This window comes from Streptomyces sp. NPDC048415, assembly GCF_040651675.1.
Lineage (GTDB): Bacteria > Actinomycetota > Actinomycetes > Streptomycetales > Streptomycetaceae > Streptomyces.
In genome coordinates, this window is the sequence record NZ_JBEZKJ010000001.1 from 296,423 (window position 1) to 321,473 (window position 25,051).

The following is a 25,051-nucleotide window of genomic DNA, read 5'->3' on the forward strand; positions in this document are numbered from 1 at the left end:
ACGCCGTCAAGCCGCTTGGCTCTGGCCGGAGCCAGAGGTCGCGTCGCGATACCAGTACTCGAGCGTCAGCACATGCCACAGATGCTTGGAGAAGTCCCGCTGCCCGGCGGCGTCCTCGGCGACCATGCGCGCCAGCGCGTCGCGGCGCAGGAGCCCGGAGTTGACGAGCACGCCGTCGTTGACCACCTCGCGCACCAGCGGTGCCAGATCCCGGCTCATCCAGGCGCGCAGCGGGGCGCTGAACAGGCCCTTGGGCCGGTACACGATCTCCCGGGGCAGGATCGAGGTGGCCGCCTCCTTGAGGACGGCCTTGCCCTGTCGTCCGACGATCTTGCGATCGCCGGGCACGGCGAACGCCGCCTTGACCACCTCGACGTCCACGTACGGCACCCGCACCTCGGTCGAGGCGGCCATGCTCGACCGGTCGGTGTACGCGAGGTTCAGGCCCGGCAGGAACATCCGGGAGTCGCCCAGGCACATCCGGTTGACGAAGTCGTCGAGGTCGTTGTCCTGGTAGATGTCCGCGTGCTCGGTCAGCACGTCCTCGACCGTCCCGGCCAAGTCCGGATTGACCAGGGCGAGCAGTTCGTCCTGGTCGTACATGGTGTAGCTGCGCCGGAACGCGGTCTCCTCCGGGAGATCGGCGAAGGAGAGGAACCGCTTCGCGAAGCGCACCGACCGGTACCCCCGGCGGGCCGTGGCGACCGGCAGCCGGTCCACGGCCCTGGACAGGCCACGCCGCAGGGGCCGCGGGACGCGCTGGTAGCGCAGCGCGAGCAGGTTGGCCAGGTGCTTGCGGTACCCGGCGAACAGCTCGTCGGCGCCCATCCCCGAGAGCATCACCTTGACCCCGGCCTCCCGGGCGGCCGAGCAGATCAGGAAAGTGTTGATCGCGGCGGGGTCACCGATCGGCTCGTCCAGGTGGTACGTCATCTGTGGCAGCAGGTCGAGCACGTTCGGAGCGATCTCGATCTCATGCAGGTCGACGCCGAACCGCTCGGCCACTTGCCGGGCATAGCGCAGGTCGTCCGGCATCGCCTCGAACTTGGCGTCCTCGGCGCGGAATCCGATCGTGTACGCGGAGATCCCCGGTCGGTCGCGGGCCGCCAGCGCGGTCAGGTAGCTGGAGTCGAGGCCGCCGGAGAGGAAGGTCGCCACGGGTACGTCGGAGAGCAGGTGGCGCCGAGTCGACTCCTCGACGATGGCGGCCACGTCCGGCTGCTCGCCGGCCCGGGCCCGCTCCTGGCCCTCGGCGGCGACGTCCCTCAGGTTCCAGTACTGGCCGCGCTCCACCCGGCCGTCGGGCCGGCACCGCAGCCAGCTCCCCGGCGGCAGCTTCTCCGCTTGGCGGAACGCGCACCGTGAGTCCGGCACCCAGTAGTACAGCAGCGAGGCCACCAGCGCCGCATGGTCCACCTCCAGCGTCCCGCCGGTCGCGGCGGCGAGCGCCTTGAGCTCGGAGGCAAACACGAGGCCCGCACCGCGCCGGAGCAGGAACAGGGGCTTGATGCCGAGCTGGTCGCGGGCGAGCACCAGTTCACCGGTTCGCTCGTCAAAGATCCCGAACGCGAACATGCCGCGCAGCCGGGGCAGGCAGTCCGTGCCCCAGCGCCGCCAGGCCTCAAGCAGCACCTCGGTGTCGGAGGTACCGCGAAAGCGCACCCCGGCGGCCGCCAGCTCGGCACGCAGCTCGGGCGCGTTGTACAGCTCGCCGTTGTACGTCAGGGCGAGGCCGCCCGAGACCATCGGCTGGGCGCCGGTCTCGGACAGGTCGATGATGGCCAGCCGGCGGTGCCCGAGCTGCACTTCGCCGTCACCGACGGGGTGGCCGTAGCGGCCCGCCCCGTCCGGACCGCGGTGGGCGAGGGTATCGGTGAGCCGGTCGGTCACGGCCTTCCCGTCCGGCCATCGGTAAGTACCTGCGATGCCACACATGTCCTACCGCACTTCCTGGTCGTTGTCCGGGACCCGTACGGCCCACACCGGCAGCCGCTCCGTCCGCCGCTGGTCCATCACGTTCTGCCGGGCCGACCGCTCGCTCCGGCCGCGCAGCGCGGTGTGCAGCCCGTCCCACAGCGTGCCGTCGGTCCGATCACGCGGATCGGGGTCGATCAGCACCACACCGATCACCGGAATGCGCTGGTCCGCGAGTTGGCGCGCCACGGTGTGCAGCCATGCGGCGCTGCCGTGCCCGGCACGCACGACCAGCACGGTCTGAGTGCCGAGGTACTGGAGGTCGGTCCACGCCGTGCCGGGCGCCACCGAGCCGACGCCGATCCGGCGCTCCTGATGCGACACGGCCTCGGCACGCTCGCCGCTGACCACGGTGGGGCCTCCTGGCTTCGGGCGGTGGCCCCCGAGCTGCGGGCCAGGCAGGCCATCGACGATGACCACTGGCCCCTCCGCCGTCAGTGCACCGGCGAGGTCCAGGGCGATCACGCTCGTGCTGCGCGCACAGCCCAGTTCCAGCAGCGACACCGGTTCCGCGGAGCCGCGCACGGTGCGGGCCAGGGTCGCGGTGAGCCGTTCGCGGGTCGCCCGGGTCCGCCGGAGCTGCCACAGCCTGCCCGACCGGTGGGGCAGCTCCGCGATGACCGAGGCGCCCAGGTTCGCCGCGATGTCCCGGCGCAGCACGGGGCGGTCCGCCACCACCGCGCCGACCGCGGCCAGCGCGAGCCCGAGGACGAGCCCGAGGACGAGCCCGATCGCGGCGTTGGTGACGGCGGCCTTGGGCATGGAGTGTCGCACCGCGCGCGGGGCGTCCACGATCTCCGTGCCGGCGACGACCTTGGGTGTGCCGGTGCGAGCCTCCGCGGCGCGCTGGTCGAACTCGGCGATCCGCGAGTTGAGCTCGGCCCGGCGGGCGAAGAGCGACTCGATGCTCGCCGACGCTTTCGGGTCGCTCTCCGGCGATCGGTCTCCTATCGCCTTGTTGACCTGGGCGAGCTCGTTCCGCATGCGGTCACGCTGAACGAGCAGGGCGTCGGCTTCGGCCTTTGCGGTGTCCCGCATCCGCCGCACATGGTCCGCGACGAACGCGTCGGCCAGCGCCTTGGCCCGGGCGACAGCCTCCGCGTCGCTGTGCCCTGTCACATCGATCTGCAGCAGGTTGTTGGTCAAGCCGATGCCCCGGTAGTCCCGCATGAAGTCCTCAGGTTTTTCCGGGGACTTGAGGGACTGCAGGGCCAGCTCGGCGATCCGCGTGGTCCCCAGCACCTGGACGTCGGTGCGGATCAGTGTCCCGGTGTCGTTCGGCTGGTCCTCCGCATGCGCGACCAGCACCTTGGTCACCGCGCTCGGCGGCGGCGGCAGCAGGACCGCCACCGCCGCGCCGATCAGAAATCCCAGGAGCGCCATGGCGCACCAGAGGCGGCGGCGCCTGCGCACCGCAACCACCAGCGCCTGCAGGTCAAACAGCGGAGCGGCTGCAGACGACTCCGAAGTCGTGCTCGTCGTCACACCGAACCTCCCGTCGCATGGCCGCGAACCGCGAGCGCGGGAGTGGGTTCATCCGAAGGAGGGCCGGCAGACCGCTTCGGACGGGCCCGGACCGTGCCGGCGACGACGATGCCGACAACCTCATGCCTGCCGTCCGCACACGCCTCGGCGATGCCGGCGAGTTCCTCCGCGGTCCATCTGCCCGCGCTGAGGACGACCAGGGCACCGGACTCGGTGTCGCGGTCCGGCACGATCGGCCGGTCCACCGAGACCTCCACCACCCGCAGCAGCGGATCGCTCCTCGCCTCGGCGACGAGCTGCCCGGCGGCCCGGCGGGCGATCTCGTCGCCGTCCGGTACGACAGCCAGCAGCCGCCGGGGGGCAGGCAGCTGGTCCCGGAGGCGAGTGCATATCCGCCGGTAGCGGATCCGCCTGCCGGCCTCGTCGCCGGACCTCTGCGGGGCCGGTACGTCCCACCGGGTGTCGACACCAAGGAGTCGGCGGGTCCAAGCCAGTGGGCCACGGCCTTGTGGCCGGTGCGCGCCGCGCCGCTCATCGGGCACGTCGACCGTGCCCAGCAGCGCCGAGCCCAGCGCCGCGGCTATCTCCGGTTCGGTGCGCAGTCGGCGGTTCATCCGTGCGGCGGCGAGATGGCCGATGACCGCGAGCAGGAAGAACAGCACCGCCCCGGCGATGATGAGCTGCATCCTCGTCGGCGGCGCCTCGCCGGTCGGCCGGGCCGCAGGACCCATGACGACCATGCCGGCCTTGTTGGTCGCCGGGTCGGCCTCGTCCAGCTTCGTCATGGCCTCCTCCAGCGAGGTGCGCAGCTTCTCGAGCGCGGTGCGGGCCTCCACGCTCTCCACGGACTGCCCCGGATCGGCCGCATTGGCCAGGTCGGTGATGCGGCGGTTGGTCTCCTCCACCTTCTGCCGCAGCGCCCCGGGCCCCGTAGCCGCTCCGGGGTCGGTGCTGCCGCCCGCGATCCGCGCGGCGAATCTGACGAACTGCTGGGCCACCTGGTCGGAGAGCTGCTGCGCCCGCTCCGGGGTGTCGGCCGTACCCGAGATCTTGATGATGTTCCCGTCGGCGGCCTTGGCGCTCACGCGATCCCGCAGCTCGGTGCCGCTGACGCCGCTCCAGTGGAGAGCGGCGGCCGCGCGGTCGACCACTGTCGAACTGGTCGCGATATCCACCTGAGTCAGCAGCTCGCGCTCTTCCCACTGCCCCGGCAGCAGTACCGATGCCGACGTCGTGTACTGCGGCGGGAACACCACCGAGGCGCCGTAGCCGACGAGCGCGCCCACCACGGCGAGGACGGCGAGAAGCCGCCACCGCCGCCGGAAGATCCGCCCGATCGTGACCAGGCGGATCGTGTCATCGCTCAACGGCGCTGCCTCTTCCCTGTGCGGACCGGGTCGCCCGCCGACACCGGAGTGTGGTCACTGCACGCAGCGGCATAGGCGGCGAGCAGCGACGCTTGCGAGTTCAGCCAGGAGAGCGGCCCGCTGATCCGCTCCTGGCCGATCTTGCCCATCCGGGCCCGCTTCTCCGGATCGTCAAGGAGCAGCGCGATGAGCTTGGCGAATGCGGCCTCGTCGTTGGCGGGCGCGTAGACGGCGGCGTCACCGGCGGAGACGCGCGCCTCCCGGAGGTCGAACGAGACGAGCGGCCGGCCCATCGCCATGTACTCCAGGACCTTGTTCATGGTCGACACGTCGTTGAGCGGATTGCGCGGATCGGGGGAAAGGCACACGTCCGCGGTGGACAGGTAGCGCACCAGGTCGGCGTCCGGAATGCGCCCGGTGAACTGGACCTGCTCGCAGAGACCGAGGCGCCGGGACAGCTCCACCATCGCGTCGAAGGCGTCGCCGGCGCCGACGAACACCGCATGCCAGTCGGTCCGCCCGAACTCGTCGCGCAGCTTCGCGAGGGCGCGCAAGGCGTAGTCGACGCCGTCCTGCGGTCCCATGACGCCGAGGTAACACAGCAGATGAGGCTTGCCGCGCTTCAACTCCGGCTCGGGCGGCACCGGTTGGAACCGGTCGATCTGGGGGGCGCTGCGCACGACGAAGACGTCCTCCGGCCGCCGGCCGCCACGGCGCATCGCGACGTCCCGGTAGCTCTCGTTCGTGGCGAGCACGACGTCCGCGGCCCGGTACGTCAGCCGTTCCAGCGCGCACACGGCGCGGTAGAGCAGATCTTCGCCGCGGTCGAACCGGGAGAGGTACAGCTCGGGTACCAGGTCGTGCTGGTCGAAGACGAACCGCGCGCCGCGCCGCTTCAGCCACAGCGCCGGCAGGAACAGCAGGTCGGGCGGGTTGCAGGCGTGGACCACGTCGACCGGGCCGACCTTGCGGGCCAGCCGGGCCGTATGCCACAACGCCGATCCGTACTCCCGCAGGTAGCCGACCGGCCCTCCGGTGGCCGCGCGCAACGGGTAGCGGTGGATCCGCACCCCGTCGATCTCCGCCTCCGGTTCGGTGTCCCGCTTTTCCCCCCGGGGACAGATGACGTGCACCGTCCAGCCCGCGTCGCGCAGCGTCGTGCACTCCTGCCACACCCGTCGGTCGAACGGCACCGACAGGTTCTCCACCAGGATCAGCGCGCGTCGGTTCGACCCGTCGCCGTTGATTGCGTTACCAAGCAAGGCCTATGTACCCCGGTTCGGTCCGGCGCGTCTCGGCGTCGGGAAGGTGGATGAGGTCGACAATCACGGGGCCTTCGCCATGGGGCAGTGCCGACAGCACGGCCGGATCCCTGGTCCCGACCAGGCACACCTCGGCATGCTCGAGGACCTCGTCGACGGACTCCGCGAGCAGCTGCGCGAGGTGCGGCAGCCGGGTCTCGATGTACTCGCGGTTCGCGCCGAGCAGCCGGGAGAGGTTCACGTTGGGGTCGTAGATCCGCAGGTCGTAACCCTTGCCGAAGAGCCTCTCCGCCAGCTCGACGAGCGGGCTCTCGCGGAGGTCGTCGGTGCCGGGTTTGAAGGACAACCCGAACAGGCCCACCCGGCGCTTGCCGGTGCGCTCGACCAGCTCCACCGCGCGTTGCAGATGGTCGGAGTTGGAGGGCAGCACATGGGCGAGGATGGGCACCGAGACGTCGGCCCGCTGCGCCGCGTGGACCAGGCTGCGCAGGTCCTTGGGCAGGCAGGAGCCACCGAAGGCGAAGCCGGGCCGCAGGTAGGCGGGGCTGATGTTGAGCTTGCGGTCGGCCAGGAACACGTCGATCACCTGGTGCGAGTCCACCCCGAGCGCCTGGCACACCGCGCCCAGCTCGTTCGCGAAGCCGATCTTGAGGCCGTGGAACGCGTTGTCGGCGTATTTGATCGCCTCGGCCGTCGGGACCGGCACCCGGAACACCTCGCCGGGCAAGCCGTCGTACAGCGCCATCACCGCGTCGCCGCTTGCCGGGTCGAGCTCGCCGATGACGGTCTTGGGCGGGTCGAAGAAGTCCCGCACGCTCGTGCCCTCGCGCAGGAACTCCGGGTTGACCGCGACCCCCACGTCCACCCCGGCCGTGCCACCGACGTACTTCTCCAGGATCGGTACCAGCAGGTTCAGGCAGGTGCCCGGGAGCATGGTGCTGCGGAACACGACGGTGTGCCGGCCCCCCTGCTTGGCCCCCTCGGCCAGCGCGGCGCCGATCTGCTCGGTGACCCGCTCCAAGTACGTGGTGCACAGGCTGCCGTTGGGCTCCGACGGCGTGCCCACGCAGACCAGCGACACCTCGCTGCCCATGATCGCCTCGCGGACGTCGTCGGTAGCGCGTAGCGCTCCGGTCCGCGCGACCTCGGCGATGAGCTCGCCGATCCGCTCCTCGACCACCGGGGCCCTGCCGTCGTTGACCAGGTCGACCTTCACCTGGTTCACGTCCACCCCGATGACTTCGTGACCCATGCTGGCCAGGCACGCGGCCGACACGCAGCCCACGTAGCCGAGCCCGAAAACGCTGACTCTCATGACCCGTTCCTCCCCCCAGGCAGGCCGTACCGGCCTGCGGTCCGCGCGCCGGCCGGACGACGACTCCCGCGCATCAGTAGGCCCCCTGCCCATAGAGCACCGCACGCAGCGTCTTCCACAAGATCACTGTGTCCAGGGCGAGCGACCAGTCCTCCACGTACCGCAGGTCCAGCCGAACCGCCTCCTCCCACGACAGGTCGCTGCGTCCGCTTATCTGCCACAGGCCGGTGAGTCCGGGCTTGACCAGCAGCCGCCGCCGGATGTCCGGGCCGTACGCAGCGGACTCCTCCGGTAGCGGAGGCCGCGGACCGACGAGCGACATCGATCCGGTGAGCACGTTGAAAAGCTGCGGGAGCTCGTCGATCGAGTACCGGCGCAGCACTGCTCCCACCCGGGTCACCCGCGGATCCCGGCGGAGCTTGAACAGCAGCCCTGCGCCCTCGTTGCGGTCGGCCAGCTCGGCACGTGCCCCGTGAGCCCCGGTGACCATGGTGCGGTACTTGAGAATGGTGAACTCGCGGCCGTCCTTGCCGACCCTGCGCTGGCGGTAGAACGCCGCGCCCCGACTGTCCACCAGCACGAGCAGCCCGACGAGCACCATCAGCGGCGCGAACAGCACCAGCAGGACCGCCGCGCCCACCCGATCGACGACCCCTTTGATCGCCCGGCGCCCCCCGGTGAAGGTCGGCATGCTGACCCGCAGCAGCGGGATACCGAGCACCGCATCGACGTGCAGCCGCGGGCCGGCCACCTCCATCAGCACGGGGGCCACGACCATCTCGGCATCGCTGCCTTCGAGGTTCCAGGCCAGCCGCTGAAGACGGTCCGGTGACCAGTGCGGGTCCGGTGTGACCGCGACGACACGGTAGCCGTCGTGACGGACGTGCTTGGCGACGTCCTCCAGCCGACCGACGACCGGCACCCCGTCCAGTTGGTCACCGTCGAGCCCGCGACCGTCCGTCGTGCACACCGCATCCACCCGCCAACCGAGGTGCGGGAACTTGCGGGTTCGGGTGATCAGGTCGCGCACGGTGGCCGGGCTCCCGGCAGCGAGCACCGGTCTCAGGCACCGTCCTTCCTTCCGCTGTTTGTGCAGCCAGAGGCGGAGCAGATACCGCGCGGTCATGGTGATGAGCGCGATCGCGGGTATCGCGACGAATATCCAGAGCTTGATGTTGCGCGAGGTGAGGGCGATCCCGCCGAGCGCCAGTACGACGGTCGCCGTGAACAGTGAGCGTCCGAGCCGGCGGAATTCCTCGGCACCCTGGCCGAGCACCGCCGGAGCCCACGACCTGCTCACCGCAAGCGCTCCCAGCACCAGTAGCTCGGTGCCGAATGCGAGAATTCCCCACTTCTCGTGCCAGTTGGCCGCGTCCCGGGCCCCGAAGAAGTTGCCGATCGCCGCCACCACCAAGGCGGTGGCCACGGTATCGCTGGTGATCACGGTACGGCGGTACCGCTGCTCCCAGTCGATCGCGGGCTGGCTGATTGCCCCACTCGCCAGACTGCCGCGCGCCGACGAAAAAGGGCCGACTAATCCCCCCTGCCGCACAGAACCCCCCCGGTCCCCAGTGGTACGACGTGGTCGACTGACACTGTTCCTCCCCCCGGGAGGCCCCCGCCTCCCGCACGCTTCCTCCCGTCGGGAGGCCCCCCGCCCCCCGCACCGCGCTGTTCCTCCCCGCAGGAGGCCCTCGCCCCACGCGCATGACATCCCGGCTACTTCAGCGCTACGTGAACAACCCGCCCTGGCGCCAGCAGACTCGCATGTCCTGCCAACCTCTCGAGGTGCGCGGAAACCCGTCGAAACCTCGGGTGCTCCCCGCACCCAAAGCCCCTCTCGGGCTCCAAGAATTGATCACCCCCACGCCTGGCGCCGGAGACGCCGCTGCCGGCTGTCCGTAGCACTGGACCCATAGATCATCATTTGTTGCCTCGTGTCCCGGCATGTGAAGCACGGTCAATCTAGACCATCGGGACCCGTCTGAAGAGAGGGATGTGTGGAATTTGTGCACACGACTTGAAGCTGAGTCCACAAATCGGTCGCCACCTGCGGTGCCTTGGCGACGAAGGCGCGCCCTGTGACCTGTGGTGACGGAAGTTCTCCGGACTGCCGCGCCGACAATCCCGAGGCGTCCCGGCACTGCCAACTGGTCCGCGCTCAGGGCCTGTTCGGCGGATCTTGTCGGTGAGTACGGGGCGGTGGTTGCGGGTGTGGGCGATCGACGGCACATGGGAACGGATCTTCGCCGCTCTGCTCGCGCAGCCAGACGCCGAGGGCGACTCGGCTGGGTCGTCGTCGACTCCACGATCGTGCGCGCTCACCAGCACGCCGCCGGAGCCCGCCCGAACGGGCCCCGGCCGGCGAGCCGCATGACCACGCCCTCGGACGCGCCGCATGACCACGCCCTCGGACGTGCCATCGGCGGACTGGCCGGGGACGCCCCCGCCCCCACAAGTCATGGCCCGTTTGCGGGTGCCCAGGCGGACCGGCCGCCCCCGCTCGGCGCCAGATGCGGTCCTGACCGACAAGGCGTACTCCTCGCGAGCCATCCGAACTCACCTCATCAGGCGGGGCATTCGTGCAGTGGTGACGCAGATCCGGTGGCCGGCGGCCTGTGATGCATCAACGAGCTCACGCAATGGCGCGGCCCCCGAACGCAGAAACCCCCACCGGGGCCGGCCCGGCGAGGGTTCCTCACCTCTCACTTGTCGGGATCGAGTGAGGCCGTGTACCACAAGCAGACCAAGAATCTGCTGGTGTCGTATTCGCCGAAGAAGCTCGGCTTCTTCTAGACACAGAAAAAGGGCGTCTGACCGGGCAGATTGCCCTCAGGCGCCCTTCGCGGCGCGTTGTGGCGCGGTGGGTCGAAATCAAAGCGTCTCTCGCTCACCGGAAGGGGCTGATTCCTGCTGGCAGGTAGTCGGATCGGGCGCTGGCGGCGAAGACATGAGCGGACCTGGCCGCGAAGCTGGACAGCATGCGGCGCCACCCCAGGTAAGCCGCGCAGCGCAAGGAAGCGAGGCACGAACGATGACGGAGACTCTGGCTACGAAGACATCGCTTCCCGGATACGGGATGCCAGGCCCGTTCGAGACGGTTCGGGCCGCGGCGCTGTTCGTGTCGCCCCTGCAACTCTCCGAGTCGCCCTCCCCCGACCAGGTCCGTCGCGCGGTCGGAACCACGCTGCGACAGCTGGGGGTCCGCGGCTGTGCCGCCCAGATGGCCGGTGAGTTCGGCGACCATCCGGACACCGCGGTGACCAGGATGAGGTGGGCTCTGGCGACGATCCACACGGCCTATCCGGCGCCGTCGGTGAGCGCGACCCCCCATCTGCGACCACCTGCTTTCGCGGGTTGAGGTCCGTGCGCCCGCGCACGGGCGGCCGGACAGGTGCCCCGGGCGGCTGCCGGGCCTGGTGGCTGCCCGTGGGCGGATTCCAGCCCACGGAGCCTTGCCGACGGCCGCCCTCGACGGCAGGCCGAGCGTTTGTTCCCCGAACCCGCTTCCTGGCACAGGGGAATGCGGGAACTCCGCACGTATTCACTGTTCTCCTGCCCCGGTCAGTCATGGCACGGGGCCGCCTCCGCGTGCCCGTAAAGCGGAGGTCGCACCACGGTTGCAGCTAGCGGGAATCGTTCGGTTCGGCTGGCCGGGATGGTGAATGGCCGCTGGCAACGATGACGACGGAACCTCCTTAGCGGAATCGTTGAGTGCGTCACAGAAAACTCGACCCAGGAGCAGAAGAAGGCGGTATCCGCCGGATAAGACGCGGCGACTGCGTCCGCGACCTGGTCACGCCGCACGGGGCTCCCGGAGTAAGGAGGAAGCAAATGGCGAACGTCGTCACCCGCGACCGAGAAACGGTAGCGGCGGCTGTCCCTCAATGGGGAGCAGCAACCCGGAAATACGTCGTCGAAGTGATCGGCACGTTTTTCCTGGTGTTCACGGTGGCAGTCTGCGGGTTCAGCCACAGCACGTTCACCCCGCTCGCCGCCGGCGCAGTGCTCATGGTCATGGTGTACGCCGGAGGGCACGTCTCCGGCGGCCACTACAACCCGGCCGTGACCATGGCGGCGCTGTGGCGTCGCCGGATCAGGCCGGCAGACGCCGTCGCGTACTGGATCGCACAGTTGGCTGCCGGAGTGATCGCCGGAGTGGTCGCCCGCGCGGTGGTCAACCCGGCACAGGTCACAGCTCTGGCCCCGTCCGGTCACACCCTCGCGGCCACGGCCGTGGTGGAGCTCCTGTTCACCTTCGCCCTGTGCTACGTGGTACTCAACGTCGCCACCAGCAGGGACCAGGTCGGCAACTCCTTCTTCGGCCTGGCGATCGGTTTCACCGTCGTGGCAGGAGCGTTCGCCGTCGGCGGGATCTCCGGTGCCGCGTTCAATCCGGCTGTAGCGCTCGGTGCCGCGGCCGGCGGCCTGTTCGCCTGGTCGACGCTGTGGGTCTACATCGTGGTGCAAGCCGTCGCCGGCGCCGCCGCAGGCCTCGTCTTCCTCGCACTCAACCCCAGCGACAAGTGATCCGGCCCAGGTCCTCACACCTGGCCCGGCGTCCTCTCGGCCCAGTCAGCCACCCCGCACGGCCCCAGGTACGTCCATCTGGGGTTCCGTCCACCAAGGAGACAGACGTATGACCAGCACACAGCCTTTGCCGACGACGACCGATGCCGGCATCCCGGTGGAAAGCGATGAGCACTCGCTCACCGTCGGCCCGGACGGTCCGATCCTGCTGCACGACCATTACGCCATCGAGCAGATGGCGCAGTTCAACCGCGAGCGGGTTCCTGAGCGCCAGCCGCACGCCAAGGGCAGCGGCGCCTTCGGCCGGTTCGAGGTCACCGGAGACGTCAGCGCCTACACCAAGGCCGCGGTGTTCCAGCCGGGCACGCTCACGGAGCTGGTGACCAGGTTCTCCACCGTGGCGGGGGAGCGCGGCAGCCCGGACACCTGGCGCGACCCCCGGGGCTTCGCGGTGAAGTTCTACACCACCGAGGGCAACTACGACATGGTCGGCAACAACACCCCGGTGTTCTTCCTTCGTGACCCGATCAAGTTCCAGCACTTCATCCGGTCGCAGAAGCGCCGCGCCGACAACAACCTGCGCGACCACGACATGCAGTGGGACTTCTGGACCCTGTCCCCGGAATCAGCGCACCAGGTGACCTACCTGATGGGCGACCGCGGTATCCCGCGGACCTGGCGGCACATGAACGGGTACAGCTCGCACACGTACATGTGGATCAACGCGCAGGGCGAGAGGTTCTGGGTGCAGTACCACTTCATCAGCGAGCAGGGCGTCGAGTTCCTCACCCAGGAAGAGGCCGATGCGCTGGCCTCTTCGGACGGGGACTACCACACCCGCGACCTGTTCGAGGCGATCGCGCGCGGGGACCACCCCCACTGGACCCTCAAGGTGCAGATCATGCCGTTCGAGGACGCCAAGGACTACCGGTTCAACCCGTTCGACATGACCAAGGTGTGGCCGCACGCGGACTACCCGCTGATCGAGGTCGGCCGGATGACGCTGGACCGCAACCCGACCGACTACCACGCGCAGATCGAGCAGCTCGCGGTCGAGCCGAGCAACCTGGTTCCGGGCATCGGCCCCAGCCCCGACAAGATGCTGCTGGGCCGGATGTTCTCCTACCCGGACGCGCACCGCTACCGCATCGGCGCGAACTACAACCAGCTGCCGGTGAACGCCCCCAAGTCGCCTGTGCACAGCTACAGCAAGGACGGCGCGATGCGCTACGACCTGGTCTCCGACCCGGTGTACGCGCCGAACTCCAAGGGCGGCCCGCATGCCGACACCGCTCGCTACGGCGAGCCGGCGGGCTGGTACACGGACGGCGAGATGGTGCGCGCCGCCTACAGCCTCCACGCCGAGGACGACGACTGGGGCCAGGCCGGCACGCTGGTCCGCGAGGTCATGGGTGACGCGGAACGCGATCGGCTGGTCGGCAACATCGTCGGCCACCTGCTCAACGGGGTCACCGAACCGGTGCTGGAGCGCGCCTTCGAGTACTGGGGCAACGTCGACAAGGACCTGGGACGGCGAATCGAGAAGGGGGTCCGCGCCGGACAGTCCTGATCGGTGGACCACACCGTGACGGACGAGGGGACCGGCGCCGGCAGGTGCCGGTCCCCTCACGCGTCCGCGAGCCGAATCCCCACAGCCCCGTCCCTGAAGCCCGTCCCAGCGCCATCCCCATCCCCGTAGCCCCGTCCCATAGCCCATCCCCCGCAGCTCAATCCCCACAGCGAACGGCCAATGCGATGACGATTGTGAGCCTGAGCCTGTCCCACCGATTCACGCCGGCCGAGGTACTCGAAAAGCTTGCCGTTCCGTCCGCGCAACAGGCCGGCGTGCTGGCACGGTTGCACGCCGTGCCGTCCATCGACGAGGTGGTCGTCCTGTCCACCTGCAACCGGGTCGAGGTATACGCGGCCACACCCGGCCCTGCGGGACCGGTGACCCAGGCCGTCGCGGACCTGCTGGCCGACCATGGGCAGCTCCCGGTCGGTGACGTCCTGCGGATGACTCGCATCCGCGTCGGCGGCGCGGCGGCCGAGCACTTGTTCTCGGTCGCGTGCGGACTGGATTCGATGGCGGTGGGTGAGGACCAGATCGTCGCCCAGATCAAGGCCGCGGCGCGGGCGGCCGCCAACGCGGGAACCACCGGACCTGCCCTCACCGGCCTGGTCGACGCGGCCCTCCGGGCCAGCAAGCGGGCCCGCACGCAGACGACGATCAGCACCGAAGGCGTCTCGCTCGCCCGCGCCGGCCTGGACCTCGCCGACGCCCACTTCGGCGGGCTCGCGGCCCGCGATGCGGTGGTGATCGGGACAGGCAGCACGGGCAAGCTCGCGGCACGGCTGCTGCGCGAGGCCGGAGTCGGGCGCCTTTCCGTGGCCGGCCGCAGCCAGGTGCGAGTCGCTGAGGCGGCCACGGCGGTGCGTGGCATGCCCCTGCGGAACGGCGACGTTCCGGCCGCGCTCGCCGACGCCGATGTCTTGATCACCGCCACAGGGGCCGCCGTACCCCTCGTGTCCGCCGAGCAGGTGCGGGCAGCCAGGGCGAAGGTCCCCGGCCGACCGCTGTTCGTGCTCGACCTGGGTGTGCCGCGTGATGTGGACCCCGCCGTGGGAGGCCTGCCAGGGGTCACGCTCGTCGACCTCACCGCACTCGGCCGGCACCTGGCAGACCGAGCGGCACCGGACCAGATCTCCCAGGTACGGGCCATCGTCGCAGAGGAGACCGCCGTGTACAGGGACCGGCAGGAACAGACGGCTGCCGTGCCTGTCATCGCCGCGATGCACGCACAGATCAGGCAGCTCGCGGACGCCGAACTGGCCCGGTTGCACGATCGGCTCCCCGATCTCAGCGACCAGCAAAGGGCCGAGACGGCCGCCACGGTCCACCGCATCCTCCGCAAGATCCTGCACCGGCCGACAGTCCGCGCCAAGGAGTTCACCACCGGCCCGACAGGGCCGGTCTACCTCGACGCGTTGCGACAACTCTTCGACCTCAGCGCGGACGTCGGGGATGCTCACGCCACCATGGCAAAGATCACCCGGCAGGCAGAACTGCCCGACACTGAGAGCCGGTACTGAAATGGAACAACCCCGTCCCCGGCCCGTCGGCGCGTGCGCGACAGCGTCCGGACGGCATCGGCGCCGCCCCGAAGGCAGCGCCGAACGCGGGCAGGCGGGCGGGCATCGTCGATACTTCCTCGTTGCTACGAGCGGCACTGCTGGATGTACAGCTAGCAGGAATGCCGACGGCGCGCCCGTCCCATCACCATGGAAAGCATGGAAGTCATGCTGCGCTGCCTCATAGTCGACGACAGCCCGCACTTCCTTAAGGTCGCGCGGACGCTGCTCGGCGGCGAGGGCATCACCGTGGTGGGGGTGGCCTCGACCGGCGCCGAGGCGCTGCGCCAGGCGATCGAGTTGCGGCCGGACGTGACGCTGGTGGACATCAACCTCGGCGGTGAGAGCGGCTTCGAGCTGGCTGGACGCCTCGCGTGGGAGACCGGCGACGCGCATCCACCGACGATCATGATCTCGACGCAGGCGGAGGAGGACTACGCCGAGCTGATCGCCGCCAGTCCTGCGGTGGGGTTCGTGTCGAAGACAGCCTTGTCGGCTCGCATCATCCGGGACCTGCTCGACGGCGTCAGCGAGAATCCAGGAAGGTGAGCACCGCGAGCACACGGCGGTGGTCATCGTCGGTCTCGGACAGGCAAAGCTTGGCCAGGATGCTGCGCACGTGCTTCTCCACTGTGCCCTCGGTCACCCACAGCCGGCGGGCGATGCCCGCGTTGGAGCGCCCTTCCGCCATGAGGGCCAGCACCTCACGTTCCCGTTCGCTCAGGAGAGCGAGCGGGTCGTTGCGCCGCCGGGCGGCCACCAGCTCCTGGATGAGGCCGGGGTCGACCACCGATCCGCCGCTCGCGATGCGTTTCAGCGCGTCGAGGAACTCGTCCACGTCACTGACCCGGCTCTTGAGCAGATAGCCGACCGCACGGCCGCTGGCCATCAGCTCCATCGCGTGATCGACCTCGGCATGCGCGGACAGCACCAGGATGCCGATCTCGGGAAGCTCCTGACGGATCACCCGTGCCGCGTCGAGCCCTTCGACACTGTGCGTCGGGGGCATCCGTACGTCGACGACCGCCAGATCGGGGGTGGTCTCTCGGACCAGCGACAGCAGCCCCGGTCCGTCGCCGGCCTCGCCCATGACCTCGAAGCCGGAGCGCTGCAGGAGGCTGGCCAGGCCCGCGCGCAACAAGACGTCGTCCTCGGCCAGTACCACCCGCACCCCGGTCATCGCCCGGCCGTCCTCCCTCGCATGCTGACTATTATCACTGTATGTCCCAATAGCTCGCACTAAGGACGCATGGCGGGAACCGGAGGCTCCGATGCAAGGCGGCCTTACCCGGCGCGTACTGGTCGCCAGCGGCCTGCTCGCCGTGATCATCGCCGGGGCGTTCGCGGTGCTGCTCTCCTCCGTCGCCGCCCAGGACAGGCTCCAGGTGAAGGCACGGCAGTCCCAGCAGGTCCTGGTGGTGGCCAACCATCTCGAGCGGTCCATCGTCGACCTCGAGACCGGCCAGCGCGGTTTTCTGCTCACCGGCTCGGCCGATTTCCTCCAGCCCTGGCAGGCCGCACGAGCCGCCTTCCCCACGGAGGCCGCGACACTCGAACGCCTGGTCGCCGACATGACCCCGCAGCAGGAGGCCCGGGCGCGATGGATCGAGCACGCCGGCACCTCGTACCTGCGCGACTACTCGATCCCGCTGGTCGAGGCAGCCAGGCGAGACCGGTCAGCGGTGAACGCGGTGACGGCGACCGAGGAGGGCAAACAGCGGCTCGACGCCATTCGGGCCGAGTTCGACCGCTTGGTGGCGGCCGAAGCCACCATGGCGGCGGACAGGCAGCGCCGCTCGGCCGCCGCGGACAGCCGCGCGGTTGCCGGTGCCGTTGCCGGCCTGACCGGGTCCGTGGCGCTGGTCGCGTTGTTCGCCAGCTACCTGGCCAGGAGGATCGTCCGGCCGGTACGCAGAGTGGCTGCCATGGCATGCCGACTTGCGGGCGGTGACCTGGGCGCCCGGGTGCAGGAGCGCGGCACCGGCGAGGTCGCCGCGCTGCAGCACAGTTTCAACACGATGGCGAGCGCCCTGGAGGAGAACCGTCAGGATCTGGCCGCCTCCCGGGCGCGCATCGTCGCCGCCGCCGACCGGGAGCGCCGGCGGATCGAACGCGACCTGCACGACGGCACCCAGCAGCGCCTGGTGTCCCTGGCGCTGGAGCTGCGCGCGATCGAGGCGCTGGCGCCTTCCGAGGAGCCACACCTTCGCAAGCAGCTGGCCGAGATCGCGCAAGGGCTCGGCGATGCCCAGGAGGAGCTGCGCGAGCTGTCCCGCGGTATCCATCCGGCGATCCTGTCCGAGGGCGGACTGGGCCCGGCGCTGAAGGCGCTCGCCCGCCGCTGCCCGGTCCCGGTCGAGCTCGACGTAGCGGTGCCGGACCGGCTGTCGGAGCCGGTGGAAGTCGCCGCTTATTTCATCGTCTCCGAGGCGCTGGCCAACACCGTCAAGCACGCCCACGCGTCGGCGGTGTGGGTCAAGGCACGGGTAGAAGACGGACACCTGCGCCTGTCGATCCGCGACGACGGCGTGGGTGGTGCCGACGTCGGCCACGGGTCGGGACTGATCGGGCTGATGGACCGGGTCCAGGCACTCGACGGAACCCTCGCCGTGATCAGCGCCCCCGGTGACGGCACCACGCTGCAGGCCGGCCTGCCGACGGTGGATCGGTAGCCCCCGGTCCCGGTGCTGCGGCCAGGCACGGTACGGCTGGCCGGTAGACGAGCGTTACCGCTGCCTCGCCATGGAAACGGGCGCTGGCCTCGATGGCTTCGAAGCCATCTGCGGCCAGGCTGGACGCAAGTCGTTCGTCATCCTCTGGGAGGTGCGAGATGCATCAGGTCCGCGTGACGAAGCACCGTCGTACGAGGGGTTCGCGCGAGCGGCAGGACATGCTGCTGGATGCGCTGCCGCTCGACCCCCGGGACCCCGACATCGTGAGGGCGAAAGAGGCCGCAGTCTCCGCGCACGCAGATCGGCGCCGCTCCCGAAGAGCTCTGTGACCAGCTGCTGCCTGGAGCCGCCGACCGGCACTCCATGTCATCTGCTGGTGAGCCACTGGGTGCGGAAGCTGAGCTTCTTCCGGGGGGGAGTCCGGCCGGGCCTCAGGTGGACCTCGGCGGCGATTTGATCCACCCCAGCGACCGCTCGACGGCTCGCTGCCAGTTGTCGTATTCCGATTCGCGCCGCTCGGGGTCCATGTCCGGCAGCCATTGGGCGGCACGGTGCCAGTTACGACGCAGGACTTCCAGGTCCGGCCAGTAGCCCGCGGCGAGCCCGGCGGCGTAGGCGGCGCCGAGGGAGACCGTCTCGGCGACCATGGGCCGCACGACGGGCACGTCGAGCACGTCGGCCACGAACTGCATGAGCAGGTTGTCCGACGTCATGCCGCCGTCCACCTTGAGCTGCTTCAGGGCGACCGAGGAGTCCGCGTTCATGGCGTCGACGACCTCTCGCGTCTGCCAGCCCGTGGCCTCCAGCACGGCTCGGGCCAGGTGTCCCTTGGTGATGTACGACGTGAGGCCGACGATGACACCGCGTGCGTCGCTGCGCCAGCGGGGTGCGAAGAGACCGGAGAAGGCGGGGACGATATAGCAACCGCCGTTGTCCTCGACCGTCCGCGCGAGGGTCTCGATCTCCGGCGCGCTGCTGATCAGTCCCAGGCGGTCACGGAACCACTGGACCAGCGAGCCGGTGACGGCTATCGAACCTTCCAAGGCGTAGACCGGGGTCTGGTCCCCGATCTTGTAGGCGACGGTCGTGAGGAGTCCATGCCGGGACCGCACGACATCGGTACCAGTGTTGAGCAGGAGGAAGCTGCCCGTTCCGTAGGTGCACTTGGCCTCGCCCGGGGAGAAGCAGGTCTGGCCGAACAGGGCGGCCTGCTGGTCACCGAGGGCGGCGGTGATACGGACGCCCGGCAGGAGCGTGCGGGCCTCGCCGTAGCTCTCGGCAGAAGACCGGATCCCGGGCAGCATGAGGCGGGGAACCTCGAAGAACGCGAGCAGCTCCTCGTCCCAGTCGAGCGTGCGGATGTTCATCAGCATGGTGCGGCTGGCGTTGGTGGCGTCGGTGATGTGCAGGCCACCGTCCGCACCGCCGGTGAGGTTCCAGATCAGCCAGGTCTCCATCGTGCCGAACAGCACCTCGCCGTCCTTGGCCCGCTGTTCCAGACCGTTGACGTGGTCGAACAGCCAGCGGATCCGCAGCGCCGAGAAGTAGGTCGAGGGGGGCAGACCACACCGCTCGAGGAAGAATTCCTCCCCGGGCCGACGTCTGAGGTCCTCGACGAGCGGTGCGGTGCGGGTGTCCTGCCACACGAGCGCCCTGCCCAGCGGGGCACCCGTCCGACGGTCCCAGAGCACCGTCGTCTCCCGCTGGTTGGCGAGACCGATGGCGGCGACACCGTCCGCGCCGACACCGGCATCGGACAGAGCCTCGGGAACGATGCGCTGCAGATTGCGCCAGATCTCGACGGCGTCGTGCTCGACCCATCCGGGCCTGGGGAAGTGCTGGTGGTGCTCCCGCTGGGCGACCGACACCAGCCGCCCATGGTGGTCGAACAGAATGCATCGGGTGGAGTTGGTGCCCTGATCGATGGACACTACATACCGTTCAACCATGATCGGGTCTGCCTTCCGATGTACCGAGGATGCGGTGGGACTACCAGCGAGCCGCGCCAAGGTCTCTGGAGATCGCCCGTGCGGCCTCACGAAGCAGGATGATCAGGCTCGGCCGGGGACGGCCTTGGCTGTCACAGATCCTCTCGACAGGGCCGGACAGTCCGATGGCGCCCACCACGAGGCCGCCGTGCCCTCGGATCGGCGAGGCGATTCCGGCTTCGCCCATGCTCATTTCCTGGACTTCGGCGGCCCATCCGAGTTCCCTGATCTCGGCGAGCGCCCGGGTCAGCTGCTCCGGGACGATCAGGGTGTGCCGGGTGTACGCCTCGAGCGCCGATTCCAGGGCCGACTGCAGGGGCGCGGTCCCGAAGGCCAGCAGAACCTTGCCGAGCGAGGAGGCGTGCAGAGGCAGCAGTGAGCCCACGTCCAGCGTCTGGAGCGTGTCGTCGGGCCGGAACACGTGGTGGACGACGAGGACCTTGCCCTCCAAGGGAGTGCCCAGGCGGACCGCTTCCCCGCTACGGGCGGCCAGGGCATCGGCCCAGTTGATGGAGCGCGACCGCAGCTCATTGACATCGAGATAGCTGGTGCCCAGGTGCAGCAGGGCGGCCCCGAGCTGGTACTTTCCGGTCGCCGCGTCCTGCTCCACGAAATCCACATGCTGGAGCGTGCGCAGTATGCCGTGGGCGGTGCCCTTCGCCAGTCCGAGCGAGGCCGCCACCTCGCCGAGCCCGAGTCGGCGGGGCCCACCGGCGAGCAGACGCAAGATCGCCGCCGCCCGTTCGATCGACTGGACTGGGCCGGCCATGAAGCGAGCCTATAACCGCCACGAACCGTCCGCTTTACGTGCAGATGGACGCCCCGCCACCGGGTGAGCCTCGGCGTTCGGTAATGCCGACCGCCATTCATTGACCGGCCTCACCGCGCTCCCTAACGTGCTCTGAGGCCCGGAAAGGCGCGCTGCGGCTCGGCGCCCGGCGACCGGCGCTCACCGGAGGAGAGCAGATGGCGGTACCTCTCAACACGATGCTTCGCGAGACAGTCGAACACGTCTGCCCGCTGCCGCCCGTCGCCGGGGCCGTCTCGGCCGTACGCCGACGTGTGGGAGCAGTCCTCGCCGACTGGAACCTGTGCCCGGCGATGGTCGAGGACTCACTCCTGGTGGTGTCGGAGCTGCTCACCAACGCTGTCGTCCACGCCCTGCCCCCGGCGGAGCTGCGGCTGTCATGGATCCGGGGAGACGGGCCCAGCACCCTGCGCGTCGAGGTCACCGACAGGGGACCCGCGCTTGCGGCGGGGCAGTCGACTGCGGGGATCGACCCGGACGAGCACGGCCGGGGCGAGCAAATCGTCCACGCGCTGGCGACTCGGCACGGCATGCGCATCCACTCCGGCGGGGTTACCCGGTGGGCCGATCTCGTCGCGGCATGAGAATGCGCGGCGCTGTACGTCGGCGGCACTGGTTCGCGGCATGAGAATGCGCGGCTGTACGTCAGGGCGACTGGTTCGCCGCATGAGAATGCCCGGCTATACGTCAGGGGGACTGGTTCGCCGCATGTGAATACGCGGCCTGGCTGGTCAGGCCTGGTACGGCAGAGGGCGGCGACGGCCGTTCCCCGGCCAGGGAGAGCGCCCTGACGTGATCGCGGCGCGAAGAACACCCAGGTCCGCCGCTCCTTCCGCCATCCCGGCAGCCTGCCTCCCCCCGCCGCGACCGACCTCGGACGCCGGATCGGGAACGTTCGCTCCAGGAACCGCCTGTTCGGGAGTGGCCGGTTTCTGGAGCAGGAGCAGCGCCGCATCGTCGTGCAGCCGGCCGCCCACATGCGCCAGCAGTTCGTCATGGAGCGCGGTGAGGGTGCGCGCCGGCTCGTCGGACAAGTGGCGCGCCAGCCCTTCGGCGAGCGGATAGAACTCACGGCCGTGGTTGCGGGCCTCGGTGACCCCGTCGGTGTAGAGCAGCAGTTGATCCCCGTCGCCGAAGCGCAGCACCTGAAGGCTGGGGGTCTCGCCCGTGAGGGCGCGCAGCCCGAGGGGCGGGGCCGGATGGGCGGGCTCTACGGCGACGACGCTTCCGGATCGACGTACCAGCAGCGGAGGCGCGTGTCCGCAGTTGACCACCTCCAGCTGCCCTGTCTGCGGGTATCCGGCGACCACCGCGGTGACAAAGTCGTCCGTACCGAGGTTGCGTGCCAGGCTCCGCTCGATTCTGGCGACGACGGCGAGGAGATCGGGCTCGTCGTAGGCGGCCTCCCGGAAGACACCGAGCACGAGTGCGGCGGTGCCCACGGCCGGCAGCCCCTTGCCGCGCACATCGCCGACGATCAGCCTGACCCCGTACGGGGTGGGCACCAGTGCGTACAGATCCCCGCCGATACGGGCCTCCGCCGCCGCGGCGCTGTAGCGGACGGCCACCTGGAACGGGCCGACGGTCGCCGGTACGGGCTTGAGAAGCGCATGCTGGGCGGCCTCGGCGACCGAGCGGACGGCCGCGAGCACCCGTTCACGACGGCCGCGCAGTGTGCCGGCCAGGCCACTCGCCAGCGTGACGGCCACCAGGGCGGACAGTACGGCTGCCAGCTCTCGGCCCGGAACACCGTCCCGGACTCCGAGCGTCGCGCCCAGCACCGCGGCGAGGATGCCGACACCGAAGACTCCGCGCGGTCCGCTGGTCGTGGCGGCGAGCGCGGGCCCGGCCGCGAGCAGTGACAACCAGATCATCCCTGCTCCGCAGGCGAGGTCGACGACCACGACGACGAAGACGATCAGCACGGGCAGCGTTGCGGCGGCCAAGTGCGCGGCAGCGCGTGTCCGGTCCCGGGCCGACGCCCCGGGACCGGATACCAAGTTCTTGAGCGGCCGTATCGGCCAGTGGTCGCCACCACCATGGTCTCGGGCCTGACTCATATTTCGTCCGCAGTCCTCACCTGTGTGCGGGCACTCCTGAAATGTCTGTTTCCTTTAGGAAACGGGTTCGACTCGGGCGCCACAAGGAGAGGATTTTCAGATAGTGAGCGAGAGGCTCCTGGTCACGCGACTCGCGGTCGGGATCAGCCGGGCGAGGATCCGCTCGAGTCGGGGAAGCCGCTCCGCCGGCAGTGAGACGCCGAGTGAGCCGAGTGTGTCCCCGCTGTAGACGGGCACGGCGACGCAGACCGTGCCGAGGGCGTACTCCTCCAGGTCCATGACGGCCGGGGCCACGGGTGAGGAGTCGAGTCGCCGGAGCAGCTCCGGAGCGCTGGTGATGGTCCGTGGTGTGAGGTCGGCGAGGGCGTGCCGGGAGAGGTAGTCCTTGCGGGAGTCGTCGTCGAGTTCTCGCAGTACGGACTTGCCCAGTGCGGTGGCGTGGCCCGCGTCCTCGAATCCCACCCAGAGATCGACCCGGGGCGCCCGGGGGCCATCGACGATCTCGGCGACCCGGATCTCGCCGTCCTCGTAGAAGGTGAGGTAGGCGGCGGTCGTGCACTCGTCCCGCAGAGCGGCGAGCGTGGGACGGACACGGCTCAGCAGCGCCTGTCCGCGGCCCGCGGTGTGCAGCGTCTGCAGCTTGTCGCCCAGGACGAACGCGCCGTCCACCTTCCGTATGTATCCGTCGTGGACCAGTGTCCGCAGCAGGTGATAAGCGGTGGCCAGGGGCAGGTCGGTCTCACGTGCCAGCTGCTTCGCCGGCGCGCCGTTCTCGTGCGCGCTCACCGCCTCCAGCAGGCGAAAGGCCCGCTGTACGGATGAGATGAGCGTAGGGCCGTCCTGAGCACCCATACGACCAGCGTGCGCCGGGCGCACGGCGCAGGCAAGGTGCGCGCGACCCTTCGCGACTGCGCACGGCCGCACGCGCCGACGCCGACGCCGACGCCGACGCCCAGAACCTGGACGGCCCCCGCCGCCGACGGGGGGAGCGGGCGTTGACTCTGCAGTACGGGGACGACCCGCCGCATGGCCCGGTCATCGCGGCCGGCGTCCATCACTGGACCGGCCGGCACGCGGGGCCGGTGGCCGCCTCGGCTCCGTGCGGTGAGGGCCACTCGCCTCTCGCCCCACGGCATTGCGGTTCCGCCGGGCCCATGAGCCGGCGAGTGCGCGACGTGATGGAACCGGGCGCGGTGGCCGTCGAGCCGATGACCACGCTGGAGCGGGCGGCGTACGTTGCGCGAGCACGACGCCGGCGACGCCGCGGTGGTCTACGACTGTGATCTGTTCGGTGTGCTCACCGACCGCGGCGTTCGTCTCGGGTTTCGTCACGCCCCGACTCATCGGTCAGGTGAGGGATGTGCCGTGCCGGGACGGGGGCCACTGTCACCACATGACTGACACCCCCCACTCCAACTCCGCGGCAGCGGACCGCGGTTCAGAATCCGTCGACGACCGGGCGCGGGCCACCCGCAGATCGGTGATCGCCGGTCTGGGCGGCGTGACCCTGGGACTGGCCACCCTGGGCCTGACGGGTCCGGCGACCGCGCAGGCGACGACACACGCAGGCCCGAGCACCGCGGCCGAACCCCCCGTCCAGGCGGCCGCCGTCTGCGTCCTCACCCCCGAACAGACCGAGGGCCCCTACTACCTCGACCTGGAGACGGTCCGCAAGGACATCACCGAGGGCAAGCCCGGTGTGCCGCTCACCCTGCGCGTGACCGTGGTCGACGCCACGACCTGCTCTCCGCTTCCCGACACGGCGGTCGACATCTGGCACTGCGACGCTCTGGGGATCTACTCCGGCTATGCGGCCGGCGGCTCCACCCCGGACACGACGTTCCTGCGCGGTGTTCAGCTGACCGACTCCACCGGCGCCGCCACATTCACCACCATCTACCCAGGCTGGTACGTGGGCCGTGCCCTTCACATCCACGTCAAGACCCACGCCGGCGGCACCGTCTCCGACGGGAAGTACCAGGGCGGCCATGTGTCCCACACTGGCCAGCTCTACTTCCCGGAGGCGTACAACAGCAGGGTCGCCACACTGACTCCGTACCGGACCAACACCACCACCCGCACACTCAACGCCCGGGACGGCATATACCAGCGCGGCGGTTCCGCCACCCTGTTGACCGTCACTCAGGCGGGCAGCGACCTCAGCAAGGGAGTGACGGGCACCGTCGTGCTCGGCGTCCATCCCGCCGCCACACCCTGACAGCACGGGCAGCGGTAGCCGGGTCCGCCTCATCCGGCCCCGGCTACCGCATGCCGGTGCGTGCCTCGACCGCGCCGGCGACACGATGACGGTGGTTTCCCCTCGGGACATCGCGGCCAGGAAACGGGGATGAACCCGAGTCGAACGTGTGAGTTATGCGGCGCAGCCCTGACCGCAGGGCCGCACGGCGGCCGACCGGCCCGCTACTGCTCCGGCGCATGCAGACAACGGGCGTTCCGG

General features: G+C 69.9%; 19 protein-coding genes and 2 pseudogenes. 10 read left to right on the top strand and 11 right to left on the bottom strand.

Going from position 1 to position 25,051, the window contains the following annotated elements; translation table 11 throughout:
- Positions 1–6 precede the first annotated feature (6 nt).
- From asnB to AB0D27_RS01365, 6 genes are all read right to left on the bottom strand, one after another.
- A complete protein-coding gene (gene asnB, locus AB0D27_RS01340; RefSeq protein WP_362500867.1) occupies positions 7–1,935 on the bottom strand; it encodes an asparagine synthase (glutamine-hydrolyzing) in 1,929 nt (642 codons plus the stop codon).
- Positions 1,936–1,938: 3 nt separating this feature from the next.
- On the bottom strand, positions 1,939–3,459 hold the full coding sequence (locus AB0D27_RS01345) for a Wzz/FepE/Etk N-terminal domain-containing protein (RefSeq protein ID WP_362500868.1): 1,521 nt from the start codon (positions 3,457–3,459) through the stop codon (positions 1,939–1,941).
- Entirely contained in the window at positions 3,456–4,826 is a 1,371-nt protein-coding gene (locus tag AB0D27_RS01350; protein WP_362500869.1) for a Wzz/FepE/Etk N-terminal domain-containing protein, read from the bottom strand. The genes AB0D27_RS01345 and AB0D27_RS01350 overlap by 4 nt, the downstream gene beginning before the upstream one ends.
- Complete coding sequence (locus tag AB0D27_RS01355) at positions 4,823–6,088, bottom strand: glycosyltransferase family 4 protein (protein ID WP_362500870.1); 1,266 nt, start codon at positions 6,086–6,088, stop codon at positions 4,823–4,825. The genes AB0D27_RS01350 and AB0D27_RS01355 overlap by 4 nt, the downstream gene beginning before the upstream one ends.
- Positions 6,078–7,403, bottom strand: coding sequence for a nucleotide sugar dehydrogenase (locus AB0D27_RS01360; protein WP_362500871.1), 1,326 nt, complete (start codon positions 7,401–7,403; stop codon positions 6,078–6,080). The genes AB0D27_RS01355 and AB0D27_RS01360 overlap by 11 nt, the downstream gene beginning before the upstream one ends.
- A 73-nt stretch (positions 7,404–7,476) precedes the next feature.
- On the bottom strand, positions 7,477–8,955 hold the full coding sequence (locus AB0D27_RS01365; RefSeq protein ID WP_362500872.1) for a sugar transferase: 1,479 nt from the start codon (positions 8,953–8,955) through the stop codon (positions 7,477–7,479).
- 663 nt (positions 8,956–9,618) lie between these two features.
- Here AB0D27_RS01365 and AB0D27_RS01370 point away from each other — a divergent pair.
- From AB0D27_RS01370 to AB0D27_RS01395, 6 genes and pseudogenes are all read left to right on the top strand, one after another.
- A pseudogene (locus AB0D27_RS01370) lies at positions 9,619–10,002 on the top strand (IS5/IS1182 family transposase); the annotation flags it as partial.
- Between the two features lie 435 nt (positions 10,003–10,437).
- On the top strand, positions 10,438–10,764 hold the full coding sequence (locus AB0D27_RS01375) for a hypothetical protein (protein WP_362500929.1): 327 nt from the start codon (positions 10,438–10,440) through the stop codon (positions 10,762–10,764).
- Positions 10,765–11,237: 473 nt separating this feature from the next.
- The gene (locus AB0D27_RS01380; RefSeq protein WP_362500873.1) at positions 11,238–11,933 is read left to right on the top strand and encodes an aquaporin; all 696 of its coding nucleotides are present in this window, start codon (positions 11,238–11,240) and stop codon (positions 11,931–11,933) included.
- Positions 11,934–12,042: 109 nt separating this feature from the next.
- Positions 12,043–13,503, top strand: coding sequence for a catalase (locus AB0D27_RS01385; protein WP_362500874.1), 1,461 nt, complete (start codon positions 12,043–12,045; stop codon positions 13,501–13,503).
- 185 nt (positions 13,504–13,688) lie between these two features.
- On the top strand, positions 13,689–15,026 hold the full coding sequence (gene hemA / locus AB0D27_RS01390; protein WP_362500875.1) for a glutamyl-tRNA reductase: 1,338 nt from the start codon (positions 13,689–13,691) through the stop codon (positions 15,024–15,026).
- A gap of 198 nt (positions 15,027–15,224) precedes the next feature.
- Complete coding sequence (locus AB0D27_RS01395) at positions 15,225–15,614, top strand: response regulator transcription factor (protein WP_362500876.1); 390 nt, start codon at positions 15,225–15,227, stop codon at positions 15,612–15,614.
- Here AB0D27_RS01395 and AB0D27_RS01400 read toward each other — a convergent pair.
- Positions 15,592–16,245, bottom strand: coding sequence for a response regulator transcription factor (locus AB0D27_RS01400; protein ID WP_362500877.1), 654 nt, complete (start codon positions 16,243–16,245; stop codon positions 15,592–15,594). The genes AB0D27_RS01395 and AB0D27_RS01400 overlap by 23 nt on opposite strands.
- 91 nt (positions 16,246–16,336) lie before the next feature.
- Between AB0D27_RS01400 and AB0D27_RS01405 the strand changes: the two genes are divergently transcribed.
- Entirely contained in the window at positions 16,337–17,737 is a 1,401-nt protein-coding gene (locus AB0D27_RS01405) for a CHASE3 domain-containing protein (protein ID WP_362500878.1), read from the top strand.
- A 431-nt stretch (positions 17,738–18,168) separates the two neighbouring features.
- Here the strand turns inward: AB0D27_RS01405 and glpK are convergent, their stop codons facing one another.
- Positions 18,169–19,686, bottom strand: coding sequence for a glycerol kinase GlpK (glpK, locus tag AB0D27_RS01410; protein ID WP_362500879.1), 1,518 nt, complete (start codon positions 19,684–19,686; stop codon positions 18,169–18,171).
- 40 nt (positions 19,687–19,726) lie between these two features.
- On the bottom strand, positions 19,727–20,494 hold the full coding sequence (locus AB0D27_RS01415) for an IclR family transcriptional regulator (protein ID WP_362500880.1): 768 nt from the start codon (positions 20,492–20,494) through the stop codon (positions 19,727–19,729).
- 197 nt (positions 20,495–20,691) lie between these two features.
- Here AB0D27_RS01415 and AB0D27_RS01420 point away from each other — a divergent pair, with 197 nt between their 5' ends.
- Positions 20,692–21,117, top strand: coding sequence for an ATP-binding protein (locus tag AB0D27_RS01420; protein ID WP_362500881.1), 426 nt, complete (start codon positions 20,692–20,694; stop codon positions 21,115–21,117).
- Positions 21,118–21,264: 147 nt separating this feature from the next.
- Here AB0D27_RS01420 and AB0D27_RS01425 read toward each other — a convergent pair whose 3' ends face one another.
- Positions 21,265–22,593, bottom strand: coding sequence for a PP2C family protein-serine/threonine phosphatase (locus AB0D27_RS01425; protein ID WP_362500882.1), 1,329 nt, complete (start codon positions 22,591–22,593; stop codon positions 21,265–21,267).
- Positions 22,594–22,689: 96 nt separating this feature from the next.
- On the bottom strand, positions 22,690–23,445 hold the full coding sequence (locus AB0D27_RS01430; RefSeq protein ID WP_362500883.1) for an IclR family transcriptional regulator: 756 nt from the start codon (positions 23,443–23,445) through the stop codon (positions 22,690–22,692).
- Positions 23,446–23,747: 302 nt separating this feature from the next.
- On the opposite strand from AB0D27_RS01430, the pseudogene AB0D27_RS01435 reads away from it, so the two are divergent.
- Together AB0D27_RS01435 and AB0D27_RS01440 are read left to right on the top strand one after the other, a co-directional pair.
- Positions 23,748–23,913: pseudogene (locus tag AB0D27_RS01435) on the top strand (CBS domain-containing protein); the annotation flags it as partial.
- Positions 23,914–23,986: 73 nt separating this feature from the next.
- Positions 23,987–24,811, top strand: coding sequence for an intradiol ring-cleavage dioxygenase (locus AB0D27_RS01440; RefSeq protein ID WP_362500884.1), 825 nt, complete (start codon positions 23,987–23,989; stop codon positions 24,809–24,811).
- Positions 24,812–25,051: the final 240 nt, after the last annotated feature.

Bases quoted from the DNA above. Each gene is read 5' to 3' on its own strand.
- AB0D27_RS01385 (WP_362500874.1), top strand. From the start codon at position 12,043: ATGACCAGCACACAGCCTTTGCCGACGACGACCGATGCCGGCATCCCG.
- AB0D27_RS01405 (WP_362500878.1), top strand. From the start codon at position 16,337: ATGCAAGGCGGCCTTACCCGGCGCGTACTGGTCGCCAGCGGCCTGCTC.
- AB0D27_RS01375 (WP_362500929.1), top strand. From the start codon at position 10,438: ATGACGGAGACTCTGGCTACGAAGACATCGCTTCCCGGATACGGGATG.
- AB0D27_RS01400 (WP_362500877.1), bottom strand. From the start codon at position 16,245: ATGACCGGGGTGCGGGTGGTACTGGCCGAGGACGACGTCTTGTTGCGC.
- AB0D27_RS01440 (WP_362500884.1), top strand. From the start codon at position 23,987: ATGACTGACACCCCCCACTCCAACTCCGCGGCAGCGGACCGCGGTTCA.
- AB0D27_RS01395 (WP_362500876.1), top strand. From the start codon at position 15,225: ATGGAAGTCATGCTGCGCTGCCTCATAGTCGACGACAGCCCGCACTTC.
- AB0D27_RS01430 (WP_362500883.1), bottom strand. From the start codon at position 23,445: ATGGGTGCTCAGGACGGCCCTACGCTCATCTCATCCGTACAGCGGGCC.
- AB0D27_RS01380 (WP_362500873.1), top strand. From the start codon at position 11,238: ATGGCGAACGTCGTCACCCGCGACCGAGAAACGGTAGCGGCGGCTGTC.
- hemA (WP_362500875.1), top strand. From the start codon at position 13,689: ATGACGATTGTGAGCCTGAGCCTGTCCCACCGATTCACGCCGGCCGAG.
- AB0D27_RS01420 (WP_362500881.1), top strand. From the start codon at position 20,692: ATGGCGGTACCTCTCAACACGATGCTTCGCGAGACAGTCGAACACGTC.
- asnB (WP_362500867.1), bottom strand. From the start codon at position 1,935: ATGTGTGGCATCGCAGGTACTTACCGATGGCCGGACGGGAAGGCCGTG.
- AB0D27_RS01360 (WP_362500871.1), bottom strand. From the start codon at position 7,403: ATGAGAGTCAGCGTTTTCGGGCTCGGCTACGTGGGCTGCGTGTCGGCC.
- AB0D27_RS01425 (WP_362500882.1), bottom strand. From the start codon at position 22,593: ATGAGTCAGGCCCGAGACCATGGTGGTGGCGACCACTGGCCGATACGG.
- glpK (WP_362500879.1), bottom strand. From the start codon at position 19,686: ATGGTTGAACGGTATGTAGTGTCCATCGATCAGGGCACCAACTCCACC.
- AB0D27_RS01415 (WP_362500880.1), bottom strand. From the start codon at position 20,494: ATGGCCGGCCCAGTCCAGTCGATCGAACGGGCGGCGGCGATCTTGCGT.